The following is a 17,317-nucleotide window of genomic DNA, read 5'->3' as shown; positions in this document are numbered from 1 at the left end:
GGTATCCATCCGGGGACACTGCCCTCCGGTTGGCTTCGCTGCACCTACATGCAGCGTGTTCGACTGCGTCGAACGGCGCTGCGCGCCACTCCCCGGATGAACACCGGAACGAGGCCTCCCGATATAGGTTGTCCGTTCCTTTCTTCTTCCATACTTCAGCGTCTGGAAGTCAGTTTTATCAAGGAAGGAACATGCACCTGTGGGCTACGAATATGCCTCCCAAGCACGTGATGATTACCCCTTCACTTTCGAGCCCACAGGTGCGCTTGCGCCCTCTAACGAATACTCAGGGAAAGCCCGACACGGCTCTCTATATCGCTTTCGCTGGACGCAAGCATGCATGTCCCTGCATGTACTTTAGCGCCGGTGGAGGTTGTTGATGCAAACGCTCCTGTCTCAGAGATTCACTGCTTATGTCGGAATAGATTGGGCCGATACCAAGCACGACGTGTGTTTGCAGGTCGCGGGGGAATCCCGGCGGCACTTCTCTGTGATCGACCACACGCCCCAGTCGATTGATCGCTGGGCGAAATCGTTATTTGAGCGCTACGGCGCTCCGATTGCGATTGCTCTTGAGCTCAACAAAGGCCCGTTGGTGGCGGCCCTGCAAAAGTACGAGTTCTTTTGCCTGTTCCCCATCAATCCGAGTACCTTGGCCAAACACCGTAAAGCCTTTGTCGGCAGCGGTGCCAAGGATGATCCGACCGATGCGCAATGGGCGCTTGAGTTGTTGCTCACCTATCCCCAACGGTTTGCGCAGCTGATGCCGCAAAGCCCGGCGATGCGTATTTTGGCCAGCCTGACAGAACATCGACGGGCACTGGTTGATGAGCGAGTAAAGGTCAGCAACCGCCTGATCTGTACGCTCAAACAGTACTATCCAGCGGCCCTGGAGCTGTTTAGCAATCATGACAGCGTGGTGTTCTGTGACTTTCTGATGCGCTGGCCCACGCTTGAACACCTCAAGCGCTCTCGCCAGAGTACTTTTCTCAAGTTCTTTAACGAGCACAACGCTCGTCACGCTCAACTCAATCAAACGCGCTGGGAAATCATCACCCAAGCGATGCCCTTGACGCAGGACCCGGGGGTAATACGTCCTTCGCAGTTGTACGCAACAGCCTTGGCGTCGCAACTCAAAGGGCTCATTTGCACCCTCAAGGATTTTGATCGCGAGATTCAAGAAACGGCCAACAGCTTGGCCGATTACCCGATCTTCAAGGCACTCCCTGGCGCCGGCCAACATCTTGCACCGCGTCTGATGGTGGCTTTTGGTGAACAGCGTGATCGATTTAGCGACGCCAATGCAATGCAGCGATATGCCGGAATCGCACCCGTGACCCAGCGTAGCGGCAAGAAGACAGTGGTGTATTGGCGCTACCAATGCTCAACCTTCTTGCGTCAGACCTTTGTGGAATGGGCCGCTCACAGCATCACTCAATCAACGTGGGCCGAGGCTTATTATCGGCAGCAGCGGGCTAAAGGCTGCTCATACCAGGCGACCCTGAGAGCACTCGCTTTCAAGTGGATCAGAATCGTCTATAGGTGCTGGAAAACCAGCACCTACTATGACGAAAAGGCTTACTTGCAGGCTTTGACGGGGCGTGGATCCACGTTGGTAGAGGCGCCGATGGAGGTAGTCTCAGGTTGACGGACAGGCTCAGGGCGTGAAGGGGCGGGTGGATCTAGAGCCAAAGCAACAGCAACAGCAACAGCCAAAGCGAGGCGGGTGACCGGTTTGATTTTGGATGTGGCTTAAATCACTCTTTGTCGCTGCCGTAGTTCATGATCGACAACATCCGGATCGGCACCTGCACCAACGCCTCAGGGCCATGGGGAATTTCGCCCTCGAAGGTCAGGCTGTCCCCAGCCTCCATGCGATACAGCTGATTGCCGTGGCGATAAATCAGCTCGCCTTCAAGCAAATGCAAAAACTCGGTGCCGGGGTGGGAGAAGGTTGGAAATTCTTCGCTGGCGTCATCCATGCTCACCATGTAGGCCTCGAAACTCTTCTTGGGCCCACGAGTGTGGTTAAGCAAATGGTAGGTGTGGCCTTTCTCTGTCCCCCGGCGCACCACCTCCATGCCTTGGTCGGCCTTGACCAAGAGTGCGCTGCCGTCCTGCTGGTCGTACTCACTGAACAATTTCGATAGCGGCAAGCCCAGCACGTCACACAGGCGGCTGAGGGTGTCGAGGCTGGTGGAGACCTGGGCGTTTTCGATCTTGCTCAGCATGCCCTGGCTGATATCGGCGATTTTCGCCACATCGGACAATTTCAGGTCCTGGGCCTGGCGCTGGCGCTTGATCTGCAAGCCCAGGTATTGCTCGAGCTTGAGGCGAGGGGCGGTTTCGGTTGGCATAGTCGTCTGCACACTTTCCGTTCAGTAATATTAGTTTCGCACTGAGAAAGTGCAAGTTGCGTCGTCCGCAACACATCCATCAGCCAATATTCCCATGGGGAAAAGATTTTTCCCATATAAACAGCACAACAGGGTTTATCACGCACCCGTCGCGAATCTGGCAAGGGCCTTGCATTCCTATTGGGAAACAAACTTTCTTTTCAGGAATAAATGGAAAGTCAGGGCCAACCCACTAGAGATTTGCCTTTCGCGAGGAGTGACGAGCAATGTTGCCAGCAGAAACCCAGCGCATCATCGACAAGCACGGCATCAAGTACGTGCTTGCGCAGTTTGTCGATATCCATGGTGCGGCCAAGACCAAGTCGGTGCCGATCTGTGGGCTCAAGACGGTGGCCGAAGAGGGCGCCGGTTTTGCCGGGTTCGCGATCAGTGGCATGGGCATGGAGCCCCACGGTCCGGACTTCATGGCCCGCGGCGACCTGGCCACACTGACGCCCGTGCCCTGGCAGCCGGGGTATGGCCGGGTAGTGTGCGTCGGGCATGTCGATGGCAAACCGCATCCCTATGACAGCCGTTATGTATTGCAGCAGCAGATCCGGCGGCTGGAGGACAAGGGCTGGACCCTCAACACCGGTCTGGAGCCGGAGTTCAACCTGATGCGCCGCGACGAACAGGGCAAGTTGCAGCTGGTCGACCTGAGCGACAACCTGGACAAGCCTTGCTACGACTACAAGGGCCTGTCGCGCTCCCGAGTGTTCCTTGAACGCTTGACCGAGGCCTTGCAGGCAGTGGATTTCGAGGTCTATCAAATCGATCACGAAGACGCCAACGGCCAGTTCGAGATCAACTACACCTACAGCGATGCCATGACCTCGGCGGATCGCTTCACCTTCTTTCGCATGGCCGCCGGCGAGATCGCCAATGACCTGGGCATGATCTGTTCATTCATGCCCAAGCCCGACCCGAAGCGCGCCGGCAACGGCATGCACTTTCACCTGTCGATCAGCAGCGCCGAGAACAGGAATCTGTTCCACGACGCCAGCGACCCGAGCGGCATGGGCCTGTCGAAAATGGCCTATCACTTCGCTGCCGGTCTACTTGCCCATGGCCCGGCGCTGTGTGCCTTCGCCGCGCCCACGGTCAACTCCTACAAGCGTCTGGTGGTGGGCAATTCGTTGTCCGGCGCTACCTGGGCGCCGGCGTTTATTGCCTTCGGCGCCAATAACCGTTCGGCAATGGTCCGGGTGCCTTACGGCCGCCTGGAATTTCGCTTGCCGGATGCCGGCTGCAACCCCTATCTGGTCAGCGCCGCGATCATCGCGGCGGGCCTGGACGGCATCGACCGCCAATTGGAAATCGACCACGTCTGCAACGAAAACCTCTACAGCCTGAGCCTTGCGCAGATCGCCGCGCGCGGCATCAAGACCTTGCCGCAATCGCTCAAGGAAGCCTGCGATGCGCTGGAGGCCGACCCGTTGTTCGCCGAAGTGCTGGGCCCGCAGATCGTGGGCGAGTTTATCAAGCTCAAGCGCATGGAGTGGGTGGAGTACAGCCGCCATGTGAGTGACTGGGAAGTCGCGCGCTACACCGAATTTTTCTAAGCGCTAGCAGATGCGCAAAAACGAACCATCTCGCAGCTTGAAACTTGCGGCTGCCGAACGTAGTGAGGACTGTTGTCATGTGTGGAATCGTAGGTCTTTACCTGAAAAACCCGCAGCTGGAATCCCGGCTGGGCCAACTGTTCGAGCCGATGTTGCAGGCTATGACCGACCGTGGCCCGGACAGCGCCGGCTTCGCCATTTATGGCGATGAAGTGGCGGCTGGCTGGGTCAAGCTGACCCTGCAGGCAACCCACGAAAGCTTCGATTGGCCGGCCCTGATGGGCGATCTGGAAGGTCGTCTCGGCTGCTCGCTGGACTGGTTCCAGAACGCCAGCGCCGCGGTATTGAAAATCCACGCAGAAGAAACTCCGGTGCGTCTGGCCCTCGCCGAACTGGCGCCGGGCGTGCGCATCATGAGCGCCGGGCAGAGCATCGAGATCCTCAAGGGCATGGGCTTGCCCCAAGAGATTTCCCAGCGCTTTGGCCTGGCCGGCATGCAGGGTAGCCACATCATCGGCCACACCCGCATGGCCACCGAAAGCGCGGTGACCCTGGAAGGCAGCCACCCGTTTTCCACCGGTGCCGACCTGTGCCTGGTGCACAACGGCTCGCTGTCCAACCACTTCCGCCTGCGCCAGGAACTCAAGCGTGAAGGCATCCAGTTCGAAACCGACAACGACACCGAAGTGGCCGCCGGTTATCTGACCTGGCGCCTGCAGCAGGGCGATTCGTTGAAAGAGGCACTGGACCATGCACTGGAGGACCTCGACGGTTTCTTCACCTTCGCCATTGGTACTCGCAACGGCTTTGCGGTGATCCGCGACCCGATTGCCTGCAAGCCGGCGATCCTCGCCGAGACCGACGACTACGTCGCCATGGCCTCGGAATACCAGGCGTTGTCGAGCCTTCCGGGCATTGAGAACGCCAGGATCTGGGAGCCGGCACCGGCCACCTTGTACATCTGGGAACGCGAGTCAGCTTAAGGAGCGCACACATGAAAACCATCGATCTTTCCATTGCCAGCGTGCGCGACCTCAATCAGGCGTTGCATGACCAAGTGCACAACGTAGAAGACCGTGAGTGGGTGGTGACCCATGCCAACGGCAAGCACAACCTCGCCGTCGGGGTGAACCAGGCCGTGTCCATCGATATCCAGGGGCACGCCGGTTATTACTGCGCGGGCATGAACCAGCAAGCGAGCATCACCGTGCACGGCAACGCCGGTGTGGGTGTCGCGGAAAACATGATGTCAGGCGTGGTGCGGATCAAGGGCAGCGCGTCCCAGGCCGCCGGCGCCACCGCCCATGGCGGGTTGCTGGTGATCGAAGGCGATGCCGGGGCCCGCTGCGGGATTTCCATGAAAGGCATCGACATCGTGGTCGGCGGCAGCATTGGCCACATGAGCTGTTTCATGGGTCAAGCCGGGCGTTTGGTCGTCTGCGGCGATGCCGGTGATGCGCTGGGCGATTCGCTGTATGAAACGCACATTTACGTGAAGGGCAAGGTCGCGTCGTTGGGGTCGGACTGCATCGAGAAAGAGATGCGTGCCGAACACCTGGAAGAACTGCAAGTGCTGCTAAAGCGCGCCGGTTTCGAGCACAAGGCCGCCGACTTCAAGCGCTATGGCTCGGCCCGTCAGTTGTACAACTTCAAAGTCGATAACGCGTCCGCGTACTGATCCACGCGAGGAGAACAGATATGAATGAGAAAACCCCTCCAGTGTTGCGCGAGTCCGCGACTTTCGACCGCCTGACCATCCAGGAAATCCAGCGCGCCGCCGAGACCGGCATCTATGACATTCGCGGCGGTGGTACCAAGCGCAAGGTCCCGCACTTCGATGACTTGCTCCTGCTCGGCGCCAGCGTGTCGCGCTACCCGCTGGAAGGCTATCGGGAAAAGTGCGGCACCGATGTGATCCTCGGCAACCGCTTCGCCAAGAAACCGATCCACCTGAAGATCCCGGTGACCATCGCCGGCATGAGCTTCGGTGCGCTGTCGGCCAATGCCAAGGAAGCCCTGGGCCGTGGTGCGACCATCGCTGGTACCAGCACCACTACCGGTGATGGCGGCATGACCCCGGAGGAGCGCGGGCAGTCGCAGCATCTGGTCTATCAGTACCTGCCATCGCGCTACGGCATGAACCCGGATGACCTGCGCAAGGCGGACGCCATCGAAATCGTCCTGGGGCAGGGTGCCAAACCCGGTGGCGGCGGCATGTTGCTGGGTATGAAAGTCACCGAGCGCGTGGCCGGCATGCGCACCTTGCCGATCGGCGTCGACCAGCGCAGCGCCTGCCGTCATCCGGACTGGACTGGCCCGGATGACCTGGCGATCAAGATCGCCGAGATCCGTGAAATCACCGATTGGGAGAAGCCGATCTACGTCAAGATCGGCGCCAGTCGCCCGTACTACGACGTCAAGCTGGCGGTGAAGGCCGGGGCCGACGTGATTGTGCTCGACGGCATGCAGGGCGGCACGGCGGCGACCCAGGAAGTGTTCATCGAGCACGTTGGGATTCCGATTTTGCCGGCCATCCCGCAAGCGGTACAGGCTTTGCAAGAGATGGGCATGCATCGCAAGGTCCAACTGATCGTTTCGGGAGGGATTCGCAACGGTGCCGACGTGGCCAAGGCCATGGCGCTGGGCGCGGACGCGGTGGCCATTGGCACGGCGGCCCTGATTGCGCTGGGCGACAACCACCCGCGGCTGGATGAAGAACTGCACAAGATTGGTTCAGCCGCAGGCTTTTATGACGACTGGCAGAACGGCCGTGACCCGGCAGGGATCACCACTCAGGACCCGGAGCTGTCCAAGCGCCTGGACCCGGTGGAAGGTGGTCGCCGCCTGGCCAATTACCTGCGGGTGCTGGTGCTGGAAGCCCAGACCATGGCCCGGGCGTGCGGCAAGTCGCACCTGCATAACCTGGACCCGGAGGATCTGGTGGCGTTGACGGTGGAGTCGGCGGCCATGGCGCGGGTGCCGCTGGCGGGGACAAGCTGGATCCCGGGTTCCGGTTTCTGAGGTTGATTTGGATCGTTCCCACGCAGGAGCGTGGGAACGATCAGATTAGGGGGCCCGCCAAGAGGCTCACGCGCCAACACTTGCTCGCTGCCGACACTTCCCATTTCCATTGCAGGAGCTTTGAACATGGTCAATCGTCTTCTCGGCAAATCCCTTGTTGGCTTATTGGCGAGTGGTGCGCTGGTGTCCTTGGCGCAGGCTGCCGATGCACCAGCATTGAACACCGGCAGCACCGCCTGGATGGTGACCGCCACGGTATTGGTGCTGTTCATGTGCCTGCCCGGTCTCGCCCTGTTCTATGGCGGCCTGGTGCGGGCGAAAAACATGTTGTCGTTGTTCACCCAGTGTTTCGGCATTGCAGGGCTGGTGGGCGTCCTGTGGGTGATCTACGGCTACAGCATGGTGGTCGACACCACGGGCATGGTCGAGGGCGAGGTGTCCTTCAACAGTTTTGTCGGCGGCATGAGCCGTGCCTTCCTTTCCGGAATGACTCCGCAAAGCCTGGTCGGGGAGATTCCGGAAGGGGTGTTCGTGACCTTCCAGATGACCTTTGCCATCATCACCCCGGCGCTGATTGCTGGTGCCTTCGCCGAACGCATGAAATTCTCCGCGGCGCTGTTGTTCATGGCGCTGTGGTTCACCCTGGTGTACGCCCCGGTGGCGCACATGGTCTGGGGTGGTGCGGGGGCCTTGATGCATAACTGGGGAGTCCTCGATTTTGCCGGTGGCACCGCGGTGCACATCAATGCCGGTGTCGCCGCGCTGGCCGCCTGCCTGATCCTGGGCAAGCGCAAGGGCTATGAAAATACCCCGATGCCGGCGCACAACCTGAGCCTGACCATGGCCGGTGCAGCGATGCTCTGGGTCGGCTGGTTTGGCTTTAACATCGGTTCCGGTGGCGGCCTCAGTGGTACGTCCGGCATCGTCATGCTCAACACCCAACTGGGGGCGTGCGCCGGGATTCTTGGCTGGATGTTCACCGAGTGGTTCAAGGTCGGCAAGCCGAGTGCACTGGGCCTGGCCAGTGGTGCCCTGGCCGGCCTGGTGGGGATTACGCCGGCGTGTGCCTATGTGGGCGTGGGCGGCGCCCTGGCCATCGGTTTGTTATGCGGGGTGTTTTGCTACTTGAGCGTCACCGTGCTCAAGCGCCGCTTCGGTTATGACGACAGCCTCGATGTGTTTGGCCTTCACGGCATCGGCGGGATGATCGGCGCAGTGTTGACCGGTGTGTTTTGCGTGCCGTCCCTGGGCGGGCTGGTGGAAGGCGTGAGCATGGGCGGGCAGGTGCTGGCGCAGATCAAGGGTGTAGCGCTGACGACGGTGTATTGCTTCGTCATCAGCTGGATCATTCTTAAAGTGGTGAATGTCGTGGTCGGCCTGCGAGCCGATGAGTCGGTGGAGGAGTTGGGCCTGGATCTGGGCGAGCACAATGAGCGGGCCTACAACCACTGATCGACAGTGATCTACCTCTTCCTGTAGGAGCGAGCCTGCTCGCGATGGTCGTTAACGATAACGCGTGTTGTCTGGGTACACGCGGCGCCCTTGAGACCATCGCGAGCAGGCTCGCTCCTACAGTGGCATCGAGTGGCGAGTACGGACCCCACGCTGCAACTGGCTGGCAACCAGGGTGTTCTTCAGCAGATAAGCAATGGTCATCGGCCCGACACCACCCGGCACCGGCGTGATTGCGCTGGCGACAGTGCGTGCACTGGCGTAATCGACATCGCCGACCAGTCGAGTGCCCGATGCGGTGGTGATGCGATTAATCCCCACATCAATCACCACCGCCCCGGGCTTGAGCCAGCTGGCGTCAATCATCTGTGGGCGACCCACCGCGACCACCACGATGTCCGCCATCCGGCACAATGTCGGCGCATCGACGCTGCGCGAGTGCACCACGCTGACCGAGCAATCGGCCTGCAACAACAGCGTCGCCATGGGTTTGCCGACAATGTTCGAACGGCCGATGACGACTGCGTGCAGGCCACTCAAGTCACCGCAGGTTTCCTGCAGCAGCCGCATGCAACCGCTGGGTGTGCAGGGTGTCAATACTTCGATCCCTTGAACCAGTCCACCGACGTTTTCCCGATGAAAACCATCCACGTCCTTGATCGGGTCAATGGCATGAATCACCGCCGCTTCATCGATGTGGGCCGGCAGGGGTAATTGCACCAGGATGCCGTTCACCGTGACGTCGGCGTTCAACTGCGCGATCAGTTGCAGCACGTCGTTCTGGCTGGCGATTTCCGGCAGGCGGTACTCCAGTGAACGGATGCCGACTTCCTTGGCCCGCAGCAGTTTGTTGCGCACATACACCTCGCTGGCCGGGTCTTCACCGACAAGCAATACGGCCAGGGCGGGGTAGATCTGTTGGCGGGCCAGGACCTGAACCTCTTCTCGAACCTCGTCGAGAACCTTGGCAGAGATTGCTTTGCCGTCGATATCGCGGGCCAGTGCGGGGTTGGTGCTGGTCAAGGTAGGTCACCGTTGTCTGGATTGAGTGAAGGTATAGCGATCATCAAGGTGTCGTCGCGCCCCGATGATTGATCAGGGACGTGCAGGCAAGGATGCTCAGGCTACCAGTTGATGGCAGCCATGCACCACCCGTACACCGCAGGATTCAGTGTGCTGACCAATGTCCGGGGCCAGGGCACGACGCCGGGCATGTCATCCGGCGTCGTGGTCTTCAGGGATGGGTCAGGACAGTTCGCCGATTCGCTCGGCCCGCTTGCCGAGTTTCATCAGCCAGTAATAACTCAAGGCCGGCACCAGCAAGCCCACCAGCCAGGCCAGGTCGACACCGTCGAGGGCTGTGGCGACCGGACCGACGTAAAGGGTGGTATTCATGAACGGAATCTCCAAGGCAATCGCCAGGACGAAACTGCCGCAGGCGATCCAGTTGACCCGTCCATAAATCCCGTTGAGGTCGAAGATGTCATCGATCCTGTACTCACCCTTGCGCAGGCAATAGAAGTCCACCAGATTGATCGCCGTCCAAGGAATCAGGAAGTAGCTCATGAAGAAAATGAAGTTGAGGAAGAAGGTGATGAAGTCGTCCTGACTGATGGTGCACAGTCCGGTCGCTATGACGCTGATCACCAGCATGAACAGGCCGCGTACCCGTGGCGTCACCTTCAAGCGCGCGAAGGGTTCGATCACCGTGATGGTCGACATGAACGCCCCGTACAGGTTGAACACGTTGATCGACACCTGGCCATAGACGATGAAGGCGAATAGCAGGATCGCGCCGCTGCCAAACAGCCCGGCAACATGGCCTCCGACATTACTGGAGAAGTCGCCGATCCCGACGCTCAGGATCGCCCCGAGAATCATCATCCAGGCACCGCCGCTGACCGTGCCGGCGTAGCTGTACCAGAACACCTGTGCGGCGCTCGCGCGGCTTGGCAGGTAGCGAGAATAGTCGGCGACGTAAGGCGCGTAGGACAGCTGCCAGGTCACGGCAATGCTCACCGCCACCAGGAACTTCGACAGCGAGAAGCCCGTCGGCAGCCATTGTTCGGCCGGGATCGTCAGTTGCAAGGCGAGCAACGTGGCGGCGGCGAACACTAGCAGCGAGAGGATCGACAGCAGCTTCTGCAAACGGTGAATCAATCGATAGCCATACAGCGCAACCACGAAACACAAGGCGCCGATCAGGTAGATGTTGCCGCTTGCCGGCAACGGGCTGACCGACTCCAGCGCCTGCGCCGCAAGCAGGGTGTTGCTGACGAAGAACCCCAGGTAAATCAGCATCACGAACAGCAGCGGCAACACCGCCCCGAGTACGCCGAACTGCGCACGGCTCTGGATCATCTGCGGGATGCCCAGCTTGGGCCCCTGGGCGGAATGGGAGGCCATGAAAATCGCCCCCAGCAGCGAGCCGACGACGATTGCCAGGGCGCTCCAGAACAGGTTGAGCCCCATCACTACCGGCAGTACCCCGGAGGCGATGGTGGTGATGTTCATGTTGGCGCCGAACCAGATGAAGAACAGCGACCCTGGCCGGCCATGGCGTTCGGCTTCGGGAATGAAATCGATGCTTCTTTTTTCGACTTGCATGGCGATTACTCCTGAGTCCGCACGAGGTGGTTTTGCAGCCGGGCGATGGTGCCTGGCAGCTCATGGGGCTGGTGGGCGAACAGGTCCGGGTGCTCGGGATTGAGGCTCAAGTAGTCGAGGTTTTGCAGGGCGCGCCGGCATTCACTGCTGGTGAGGATTTCCAGGGAGTAGACCCAGTTGACCATGATCAACAGGGCCGAGTAGTGCCCGGCCAAGGTGGTCGTGGTGCAGGCGTCGCTGACCAGGCGAGTGTGATAACCCAGGGCGAACGCATCGAACACCGTGGTCAGCACGCAGACATCGGTGAGCACGCCGCTGATGATCAGGGTGTCGACGTCCAGCGCCTTGAGCCGGGCATCCAGGTCGGTACGGTGGAAGGCGCTGTAGCGGCCTTTGTCGATAATGGCTTCATCAGGCCGCGGGGCCAGGCGCTCGATGATCTCTACCTGGCGGGTGCCAGCGCGGTAGCCGCTCGGACCGCCATCGCACGCACGGGGTTCGCCGCGTGGCAAGTCGTTGCCATCGGCTTGATTGATGTGGCGGGTGTAGAGGATCGGGACCCGCTGCTGGCGGGCGGTATCGAGAAGATAGGCCGTATTGGCCACCACCTTGTCGAAGTGTTCGAGGACGAAACCGTCCTCCTGTTGCATGTCGATGATCAACAGAGCGTTGTTATTGTTCATGGGGCAAACCTGATCATGAGCCGAAGCACAATGCACGGTGCATACCGCGCAATGAAGCGGTATGGCGTGCGTGACTTTCTATTTGGGCAGGCTCAGTAAACGGGTTGCCAGAAGCCGTTCTGCTTGGCGGAAACACTGGCGGGCAGGCGCTTCAAATGGATATGCGAAGCGGTCCATTCGCCGCGCAGGTAAGCCTGCGCGGCGCCGGAGGGAAGGGGGAGTGACCGGAGATGACCATTATTGAGCATGGAAATCGAACCTGGACATCATTCAACAATCCTTGTGGGAGCGAGCCTGCTCGCGAAGAGGGTTTCACATCCAACATCAATGTCGACTGTCAGATCGCTTCGCGAGCAGGCTCGCTCCCACAGGGGGTGGGCTCAGCGGAACGCTGGCACTACGTGCTTGATAAACAGTTCCAGGGATTTCTTCTTCTCGGCATGCGGCAGGCTGTTGTCGCACCAGAAGCTGAACTCGTCGACGCCCAGCTCCTGGTAGTACTTGATGCGCGGGATGATTTCTTCCGGGGTGCCGATCATCGCGGTCTTGTGCAAGCTCTCCAGTTCGAACTCTGGACGGCCGGCGAATTTCTCTTCCGGACTCGGTGCCAGGAAGCCGTTGACCGGGGTTTCCTTGTTGCCGAACCAGGCATCGAATGTGCGGTAGAACTTGGCGATCGCCTTGGCCCCGACCTTCCAGCCTTCGGGATTGTCGACCGAATGCACGTGGGTATGGCGCAGCACCATCAATTGTGGGCGCGGCACGTCCGGGTTGTTGTCCAGGGCGGTCTGGAATTTGTTCTTCAGGTCCAGGACTTCTTCGTCGCCTTTCATCAGCGGCGTGACCATCACGTTGCAGCCGTTGGCGACGGCGAAGTTGTGCGAGTCCGGGTCACGGGCGGCGATCCACATCGGCGGGTTCGGTTTCTGGATCGGCTTGGGCACGCTGGTGGAAGTCGGGAACTTCCAGATGTCGCCGTCATGGGCGTAGTCGCCTTGCCACAGGGCTCGAACCACCGGGACCATTTCGCGCAATGCCTGGCCACCAGAGGAAGCTGGCATGCCGCCGGCCATACGGTCGAATTCAACCTGGTAAGCACCACGGGCCAGGCCCACTTCCATGCGACCGTTGCTGATGACATCGAGCAGTGCGCATTCGCCGGCGACCCGGATGGGGTGCCAGAACGGCGCGATGATGGTGCCGGCGCCAAGATGAATGGTGGTGGTCTTGCCAGCCAGGTACGCCAGCAGTGGCATCGGGCTTGGCGAAATGGTGTATTCCATGGCGTGGTGTTCACCGATCCATACGGTGCTGAAACCACCGGCTTCGGCCATCAGCGTCAGTTCGGTCAGGTCTTCGAACAACTGGCGGTGGCTGACGCTTTCGTCCCAACGTTCCATGTGTACGAACAGGGAAAATTTCATGACGCTACCTCGAATCTCTTGTGGTCGACCCGTCGACTGCGGGGCTGTTGATTATTGGTATACCATAATACGGTTATACTGCAAAATCTATCAGATCAAAAGATCGCAGCCTTCGGCAGCTCCTACAAAAGCTCACATACTCCCTGTAGGAGCTGCCGAAGGCTGCGATCTTTTGCTGTGTCAGGCCAGAACGGGCAGGGCGCCCATCTTGCCGTGGCAATACACCAGTGGCCCGGCATTGTGTTGGGGCACGATCAGGTTCTTCACCGCGCCGACCATGATCGCGTGGTCGCCCCCTTCATACTCGCGCCACAGTTCGCATTCGATAACCGCCGTGGCGTTGGCCAGGATCGGGTTGCCGAGTTCGCTCAACGTCCACTCGATGCCTTGCGCCTTGTCCTTGCCCTTGCGTGCGAAGGCATAGGCTTCGCTCTGCTGGCCGCCGGACAGCACATGAATGGCGAAGCGTTTGTTCCTGATCAGGACCGGGTAGGAGTCCGAGCTGTAGTTAGGGCAGAACAGCACCAGGGCCGGGTCCATCGACAGCGAGCTGAAGGCGCTGGCGGTCAGGCCGACGACCTGCCCATCGTCATCGAGTGTGGTGATCACGCAGACGCCGGACGGGAACGAGCCCATGACTTGTTTGTAGATGGCGGCATCGATCATTGGACTGTCCTCGGGAGTGGAACGTGGTTTTTATGAGTTTGTAGGTCTGATGGTATACCGTAATACAACGTTTGCAAGGGCTTTTTTGGTCGTCCGATAAACGTATGCCTTTGGTCTTTAAGTCAGTGTTTGCGGGGCTTTCAGCCAGGCAATAGGTGCAGATTGGCCGGAGGATGCCGGATCAGATGGGCGCTTAAAGACCGAATCAGTCTTGTGCAAATGGTGGAATACCATAATATGGTGCGCATCTGAGGGGCGGCCAGAGAGTCCCCCCGGTTTGGCTTCATACAAAGATAAGAACAGACAAACTCGAGTTCATGCATATGTCCCAGATGTCCCGGCAAGACCCGTTGATTGAAAATCACACGGTCGATTACGTTCCACTCGCAGAGCGCCATGGGAAGGCCCGCGATCTCTTCACCCTGTGGTTCAGCACCAACATCGCGCCGCTGCCCATCGTTACCGGTGCCATGGTGGTCCAGGTGTTCCATCTCGACATGTTTTGGGGGCTGCTGGCGATTGCCCTCGGGCACATGGTGGGCGGGCTGGTGATTGCCTTGGCCTCGGCGCAAGGGCCGCGCATGGGCATTCCACAAATGGTCCAGAGCCGTGGCCAGTTCGGCCGCTATGGCGCGTTGCTGATCGTGTTCTTCGCCGCACTGATCTACATCGGCTTCTTCATCTCCAACATCGTCCTGGCGGGCAAGTCGATTGTCGGCATCGCGCCCTCGGTACCGGTGCCGGCGAGCATCCTGATCGGAGCGCTCAGCGCCACGGCGATCGGCGTGATCGGTTACCGCTTCATCCATTCGCTCAACCGCATCGGCACCTGGGTCATGGGCAGCGCCTTGCTCGCCGGGTTCCTCTACATCTTCGCCCATGACCTGCCGGCGGACTTTTTCACCCGGGGTGGTTTTAACCTGTCCGGCTGGCTGGCCACCGTGTCCCTGGGGATCATCTGGCAGATAAGCTTTTCGCCTTACGTGTCGGACTATTCGCGTTACCTGCCGGCGGATATCGGGATTGCCAAGCCGTTCTGGGCCACCTACCTGGGGGCAACCCTGGGCACGATCCTGTCCTTCACCTTCGGTGCGGTGGCTGTGTTGGCGACGCCGGAAGGTACTGAAGCGATGGCCGCGGTGAAGCAATCCACCGGTTGGCTGGGACCGATCCTGATGGTGCTGTTCCTGCTCAATATCATCAGCCACAACGCCTTGAACCTGTATGGCGCGGTGCTGTCGATCATCACCTCGATCCAGACGTTCGCCAGTCAGTGGACGCCGAGCATCAAGGTGCGCGTGATGTTGTCGAGCGGTGTGCTGGCGGGTTGCTGTGTGGTGGCATTGGGCGCTTCGGCGGATTTCATCTCGCAGTTCATCGGGCTGATCCTGGCATTGCTGTTGGTGCTGGTGCCATGGGCTTCGATCAACCTGATCGACTTCTATGTGATCAAGCGTGGGCGGTATGACATTGCCTCGATTTTCCGTGCGGATGGCGGGATGTATGGGCGCTTCAATCTGCATGCGATCGTGGCGTATTTCATCGGGATCATTGTGCAGTTGCCGTTTGCCAACACGTCGTTGTATGTGGGGCCTTATGCCAATCTGGTCGAGGGTGCGGATTTATCCTGGTTGGTGGGGTTGGTGGTGACTTGTCCGCTCTATTACTGCCTGGCTACGCGTGGGCGGACTCAGGAGGGCAGGGCTTCTGAGTTGAGTTATACCGACTGAATTTTGAGTCCTGGTGTTTGTCTTTGATGCCCGGCTTTTGCCGGGCATTTTTGTTTGGGTGATTGGGGAACATACTTGGGTCCATACCTCACTGGGGTAAGAGTCTTGTAGGAGCCAGGCTTGCCGGCGAAGGCGGCCTGAAAGCTGGTGATTGTCTTTCAGGTGTACATATCCATTGCTGCGGTAACGGCCACTTAGGGTTTCGCCCTTACGGCGACTCACTTTTTTTCAAACGCCAAAAAAAAGTAAGCAAAAAAAGGCTCGCCCCAGCGTCCGGCCCCTCGCTAGGGCTCGGCGTTCCTTCGCTCCGGCATTCATCCGGGGGCATCGCCCTCCGGTTGGCTTCGCTGGCACCTCCATGCGATGTGTTCGACTGCGTCGAACGGCGCTGCGCGCCAATCCCCGGATGAACACCTCCGCTCAGCCTCCCGATAGGGGCGGGTAGATCAAGATCAAAAGCTGAAGGCGAGCTAACGCTCGGCCTGATGAGTGGTGAAGAGCGGGTGGGGATGTACGCCGCTTTGCTTTTGCTTTTGCTTTTCTGTGGGAGCTGGCTTGCCAGGGAAGGCGGCCTTGCAGCCAACCAACCGCTGACGGATGTACTCGATCTACTGTGGGAGCTGGCCTGCCAGCGAAGGCGGCCTTGCAGCCAACCAGTCGCTGACGAATGTACTCGATCTACTGTGGGAGCTGGCTTGCCAGCGAAGGCGGCCTTGCAGCCTACCCGGACTCTGTTGACTAAATATGCCCACCTTCAATGCCAGGGATACTTCCTCTCCCACTCCCAGGCATGCGCCACGATCTGTTCCAACCGGGCGTATTGCGGTCGCCAGCCCAGCAGTGTGTTGGCCCTGGACGCATCCGCCACCAACCGTGGCGGGTCGCCAGCGCGGCGTGAAGCTTCGCCGATGTAGATGTCCCGGCCGGTTACGCGGCGCGCGGTGTCGATCACTTGTTGCACCGAGAAGCCCTGGCCATTGCCCAGGTTGAACGCCGTGCTGCTGCCACCCTTGAATAAATAGTCCACGGCCAGGGCGTGCGCGGCCACCAGGTCACAAACGTGGATGTAGTCGCGGATACAGGTGCCGTCCGGCGTGTCGTAGTCAAAGCCATAGACGGTGATGGTTTTGCGCCGTCCGGAAGCGGCCTGCAGGATCAGCGGCAGCAGATGGGTTTCCGGTTCATGGCGTTCACCCAACTGCCCGTCAGGGTCCGCGCCGGCGGCGTTGAAGTAGCGCAGGCAGACCGACTTGAGCCCGTAGGCGCGGTCGAAATCTTCCAGCATCTGCTCCACCATCCACTTGGTGCGACCATAGGGGTTGATCGCGGCCTTGGGGTGCGCTTCATCGATGGGCACGTATTGCGGGTCGCCATAAACGGCGGCGGTCGAGGAGAAAATGAAGCGTTTGACCCCGGCGCGAACCATGGCCTTGAGCAGCGTCAGGGTGGCCGCCAGGTTGTTCTGGTAGTACTTGGCCGGTTCGGTGACGGATTCGCCCACCTGTATGAAGGAGGCGAAGTGGAACACGGCATCGAAGTGGTGGCTGGCGAACAAGGCGTCCAGCGCCTGGGCGTCGGCGATGTCGAGCTCGACCAGTGTTCCGCCCAGCAACGCGCTGCGATAGCCCGTGGAAAAGTTGTCCGCCACCACCAGTTCGTGCCCCGCGCCAAGCAACTGCTTGACCATGTGTGAACCGATGTAGCCTGCGCCGCCAATCACCAGGAATTTCATGCCGCCTCTCCTTGATATTGTTGCGGTGTCAGCGCAAGGCGGCT

At 59.9% G+C, this 17,317-nt stretch carries 15 protein-coding genes; 7 read left to right on the top strand and 8 right to left on the bottom strand.

Features of this window, described 5'->3' with window-relative positions; translation table 11 throughout:
- The first annotated feature begins 379 nt into the window (after positions 1-379).
- On the top strand, positions 380-1,648 hold the full coding sequence (locus HGP31_RS18525; RefSeq protein WP_042955929.1) for an IS110 family RNA-guided transposase: 1,269 nt from the start codon (positions 380-382) through the stop codon (positions 1,646-1,648).
- 109 nt (positions 1,649-1,757) lie between these two features.
- Here the strand turns inward: HGP31_RS18525 and HGP31_RS18520 are convergent, their stop codons facing one another.
- A complete protein-coding gene (locus tag HGP31_RS18520) occupies positions 1,758-2,357 on the bottom strand; it encodes a helix-turn-helix domain-containing protein (RefSeq protein WP_020801132.1) in 600 nt (199 codons plus the stop codon).
- A gap of 266 nt (positions 2,358-2,623) precedes the next feature.
- On the opposite strand from HGP31_RS18520, the gene glnT reads away from it, so the two are divergent.
- The 5 genes from glnT (at position 2,624) to HGP31_RS18495 (ending at position 8,431) form a co-directional block, all read left to right on the top strand.
- On the top strand, positions 2,624-3,958 hold the full coding sequence (glnT, locus tag HGP31_RS18515) for a type III glutamate--ammonia ligase (RefSeq protein WP_020801133.1): 1,335 nt from the start codon (positions 2,624-2,626) through the stop codon (positions 3,956-3,958).
- A gap of 77 nt (positions 3,959-4,035) precedes the next feature.
- Entirely contained in the window at positions 4,036-4,941 is a 906-nt protein-coding gene (locus tag HGP31_RS18510; protein ID WP_020801134.1) for a class II glutamine amidotransferase, read from the top strand.
- Positions 4,942-4,952: 11 nt separating this feature from the next.
- Positions 4,953-5,636, top strand: a complete 684-nt coding sequence (locus HGP31_RS18505) for a GltB/FmdC/FwdC-like GXGXG domain-containing protein (protein ID WP_151142666.1) — start codon at positions 4,953-4,955, stop codon at positions 5,634-5,636.
- Positions 5,637-5,656: 20 nt separating this feature from the next.
- On the top strand, positions 5,657-6,979 hold the full coding sequence (locus HGP31_RS18500; RefSeq protein ID WP_020801136.1) for an FMN-binding glutamate synthase family protein: 1,323 nt from the start codon (positions 5,657-5,659) through the stop codon (positions 6,977-6,979).
- A gap of 126 nt (positions 6,980-7,105) precedes the next feature.
- The gene (locus HGP31_RS18495) at positions 7,106-8,431 is read left to right on the top strand and encodes an ammonium transporter (RefSeq protein ID WP_168758362.1); all 1,326 of its coding nucleotides are present in this window, start codon (positions 7,106-7,108) and stop codon (positions 8,429-8,431) included.
- A 117-nt stretch (positions 8,432-8,548) separates the two neighbouring features.
- On the opposite strand, the gene folD is transcribed toward HGP31_RS18495, so the two are convergent.
- The 6 genes from folD to HGP31_RS18465 form a co-directional block, all read right to left on the bottom strand.
- Positions 8,549-9,454 (bottom strand): bifunctional methylenetetrahydrofolate dehydrogenase/methenyltetrahydrofolate cyclohydrolase FolD, encoded by a 906-nt coding sequence (gene folD / locus HGP31_RS18490; RefSeq protein ID WP_020801138.1) that lies wholly within the window; start codon positions 9,452-9,454, stop codon positions 8,549-8,551.
- A 222-nt stretch (positions 9,455-9,676) separates the two neighbouring features.
- A complete protein-coding gene (locus tag HGP31_RS18485) occupies positions 9,677-11,038 on the bottom strand; it encodes a purine-cytosine permease family protein (protein WP_168758361.1) in 1,362 nt (453 codons plus the stop codon).
- Between the two features lie 5 nt (positions 11,039-11,043).
- Entirely contained in the window at positions 11,044-11,721 is a 678-nt protein-coding gene (locus tag HGP31_RS18480) for a cysteine hydrolase family protein (RefSeq protein ID WP_020801140.1), read from the bottom strand.
- 92 nt (positions 11,722-11,813) lie between these two features.
- The gene (locus HGP31_RS18475; RefSeq protein ID WP_020801141.1) at positions 11,814-11,969 is read right to left on the bottom strand and encodes a hypothetical protein; all 156 of its coding nucleotides are present in this window, start codon (positions 11,967-11,969) and stop codon (positions 11,814-11,816) included.
- Positions 11,970-12,101: 132 nt separating this feature from the next.
- Positions 12,102-13,145, bottom strand: coding sequence for an LLM class flavin-dependent oxidoreductase (locus HGP31_RS18470; protein ID WP_020801142.1), 1,044 nt, complete (start codon positions 13,143-13,145; stop codon positions 12,102-12,104).
- 180 nt (positions 13,146-13,325) lie between these two features.
- The gene (locus HGP31_RS18465) at positions 13,326-13,811 is read right to left on the bottom strand and encodes a flavin reductase family protein (RefSeq protein WP_008061453.1); all 486 of its coding nucleotides are present in this window, start codon (positions 13,809-13,811) and stop codon (positions 13,326-13,328) included.
- A 323-nt stretch (positions 13,812-14,134) separates the two neighbouring features.
- Here HGP31_RS18465 and HGP31_RS18460 point away from each other — a divergent pair, with 323 nt between their 5' ends.
- On the top strand, positions 14,135-15,541 hold the full coding sequence (locus HGP31_RS18460; protein WP_168758360.1) for a purine-cytosine permease family protein: 1,407 nt from the start codon (positions 14,135-14,137) through the stop codon (positions 15,539-15,541).
- Between the two features lie 754 nt (positions 15,542-16,295).
- On the opposite strand, the gene galE is transcribed toward HGP31_RS18460, so the two are convergent.
- Positions 16,296-17,273 carry a UDP-glucose 4-epimerase GalE gene (gene galE, locus HGP31_RS18455; RefSeq protein ID WP_020799632.1) on the bottom strand — a complete coding sequence of 326 codons (978 nt, stop codon included), beginning with the start codon at positions 17,271-17,273 and terminating at the stop codon, positions 16,296-16,298.
- Positions 17,274-17,317 lie beyond the last annotated feature (44 nt).

Origin of the sequence: Pseudomonas umsongensis (assembly GCF_012647205.1) — a bacterium.
Lineage (GTDB): Bacteria > Pseudomonadota > Gammaproteobacteria > Pseudomonadales > Pseudomonadaceae > Aquipseudomonas > Aquipseudomonas umsongensis.
This window is presented reverse-complemented; position numbering and strand designations above follow the sequence as displayed.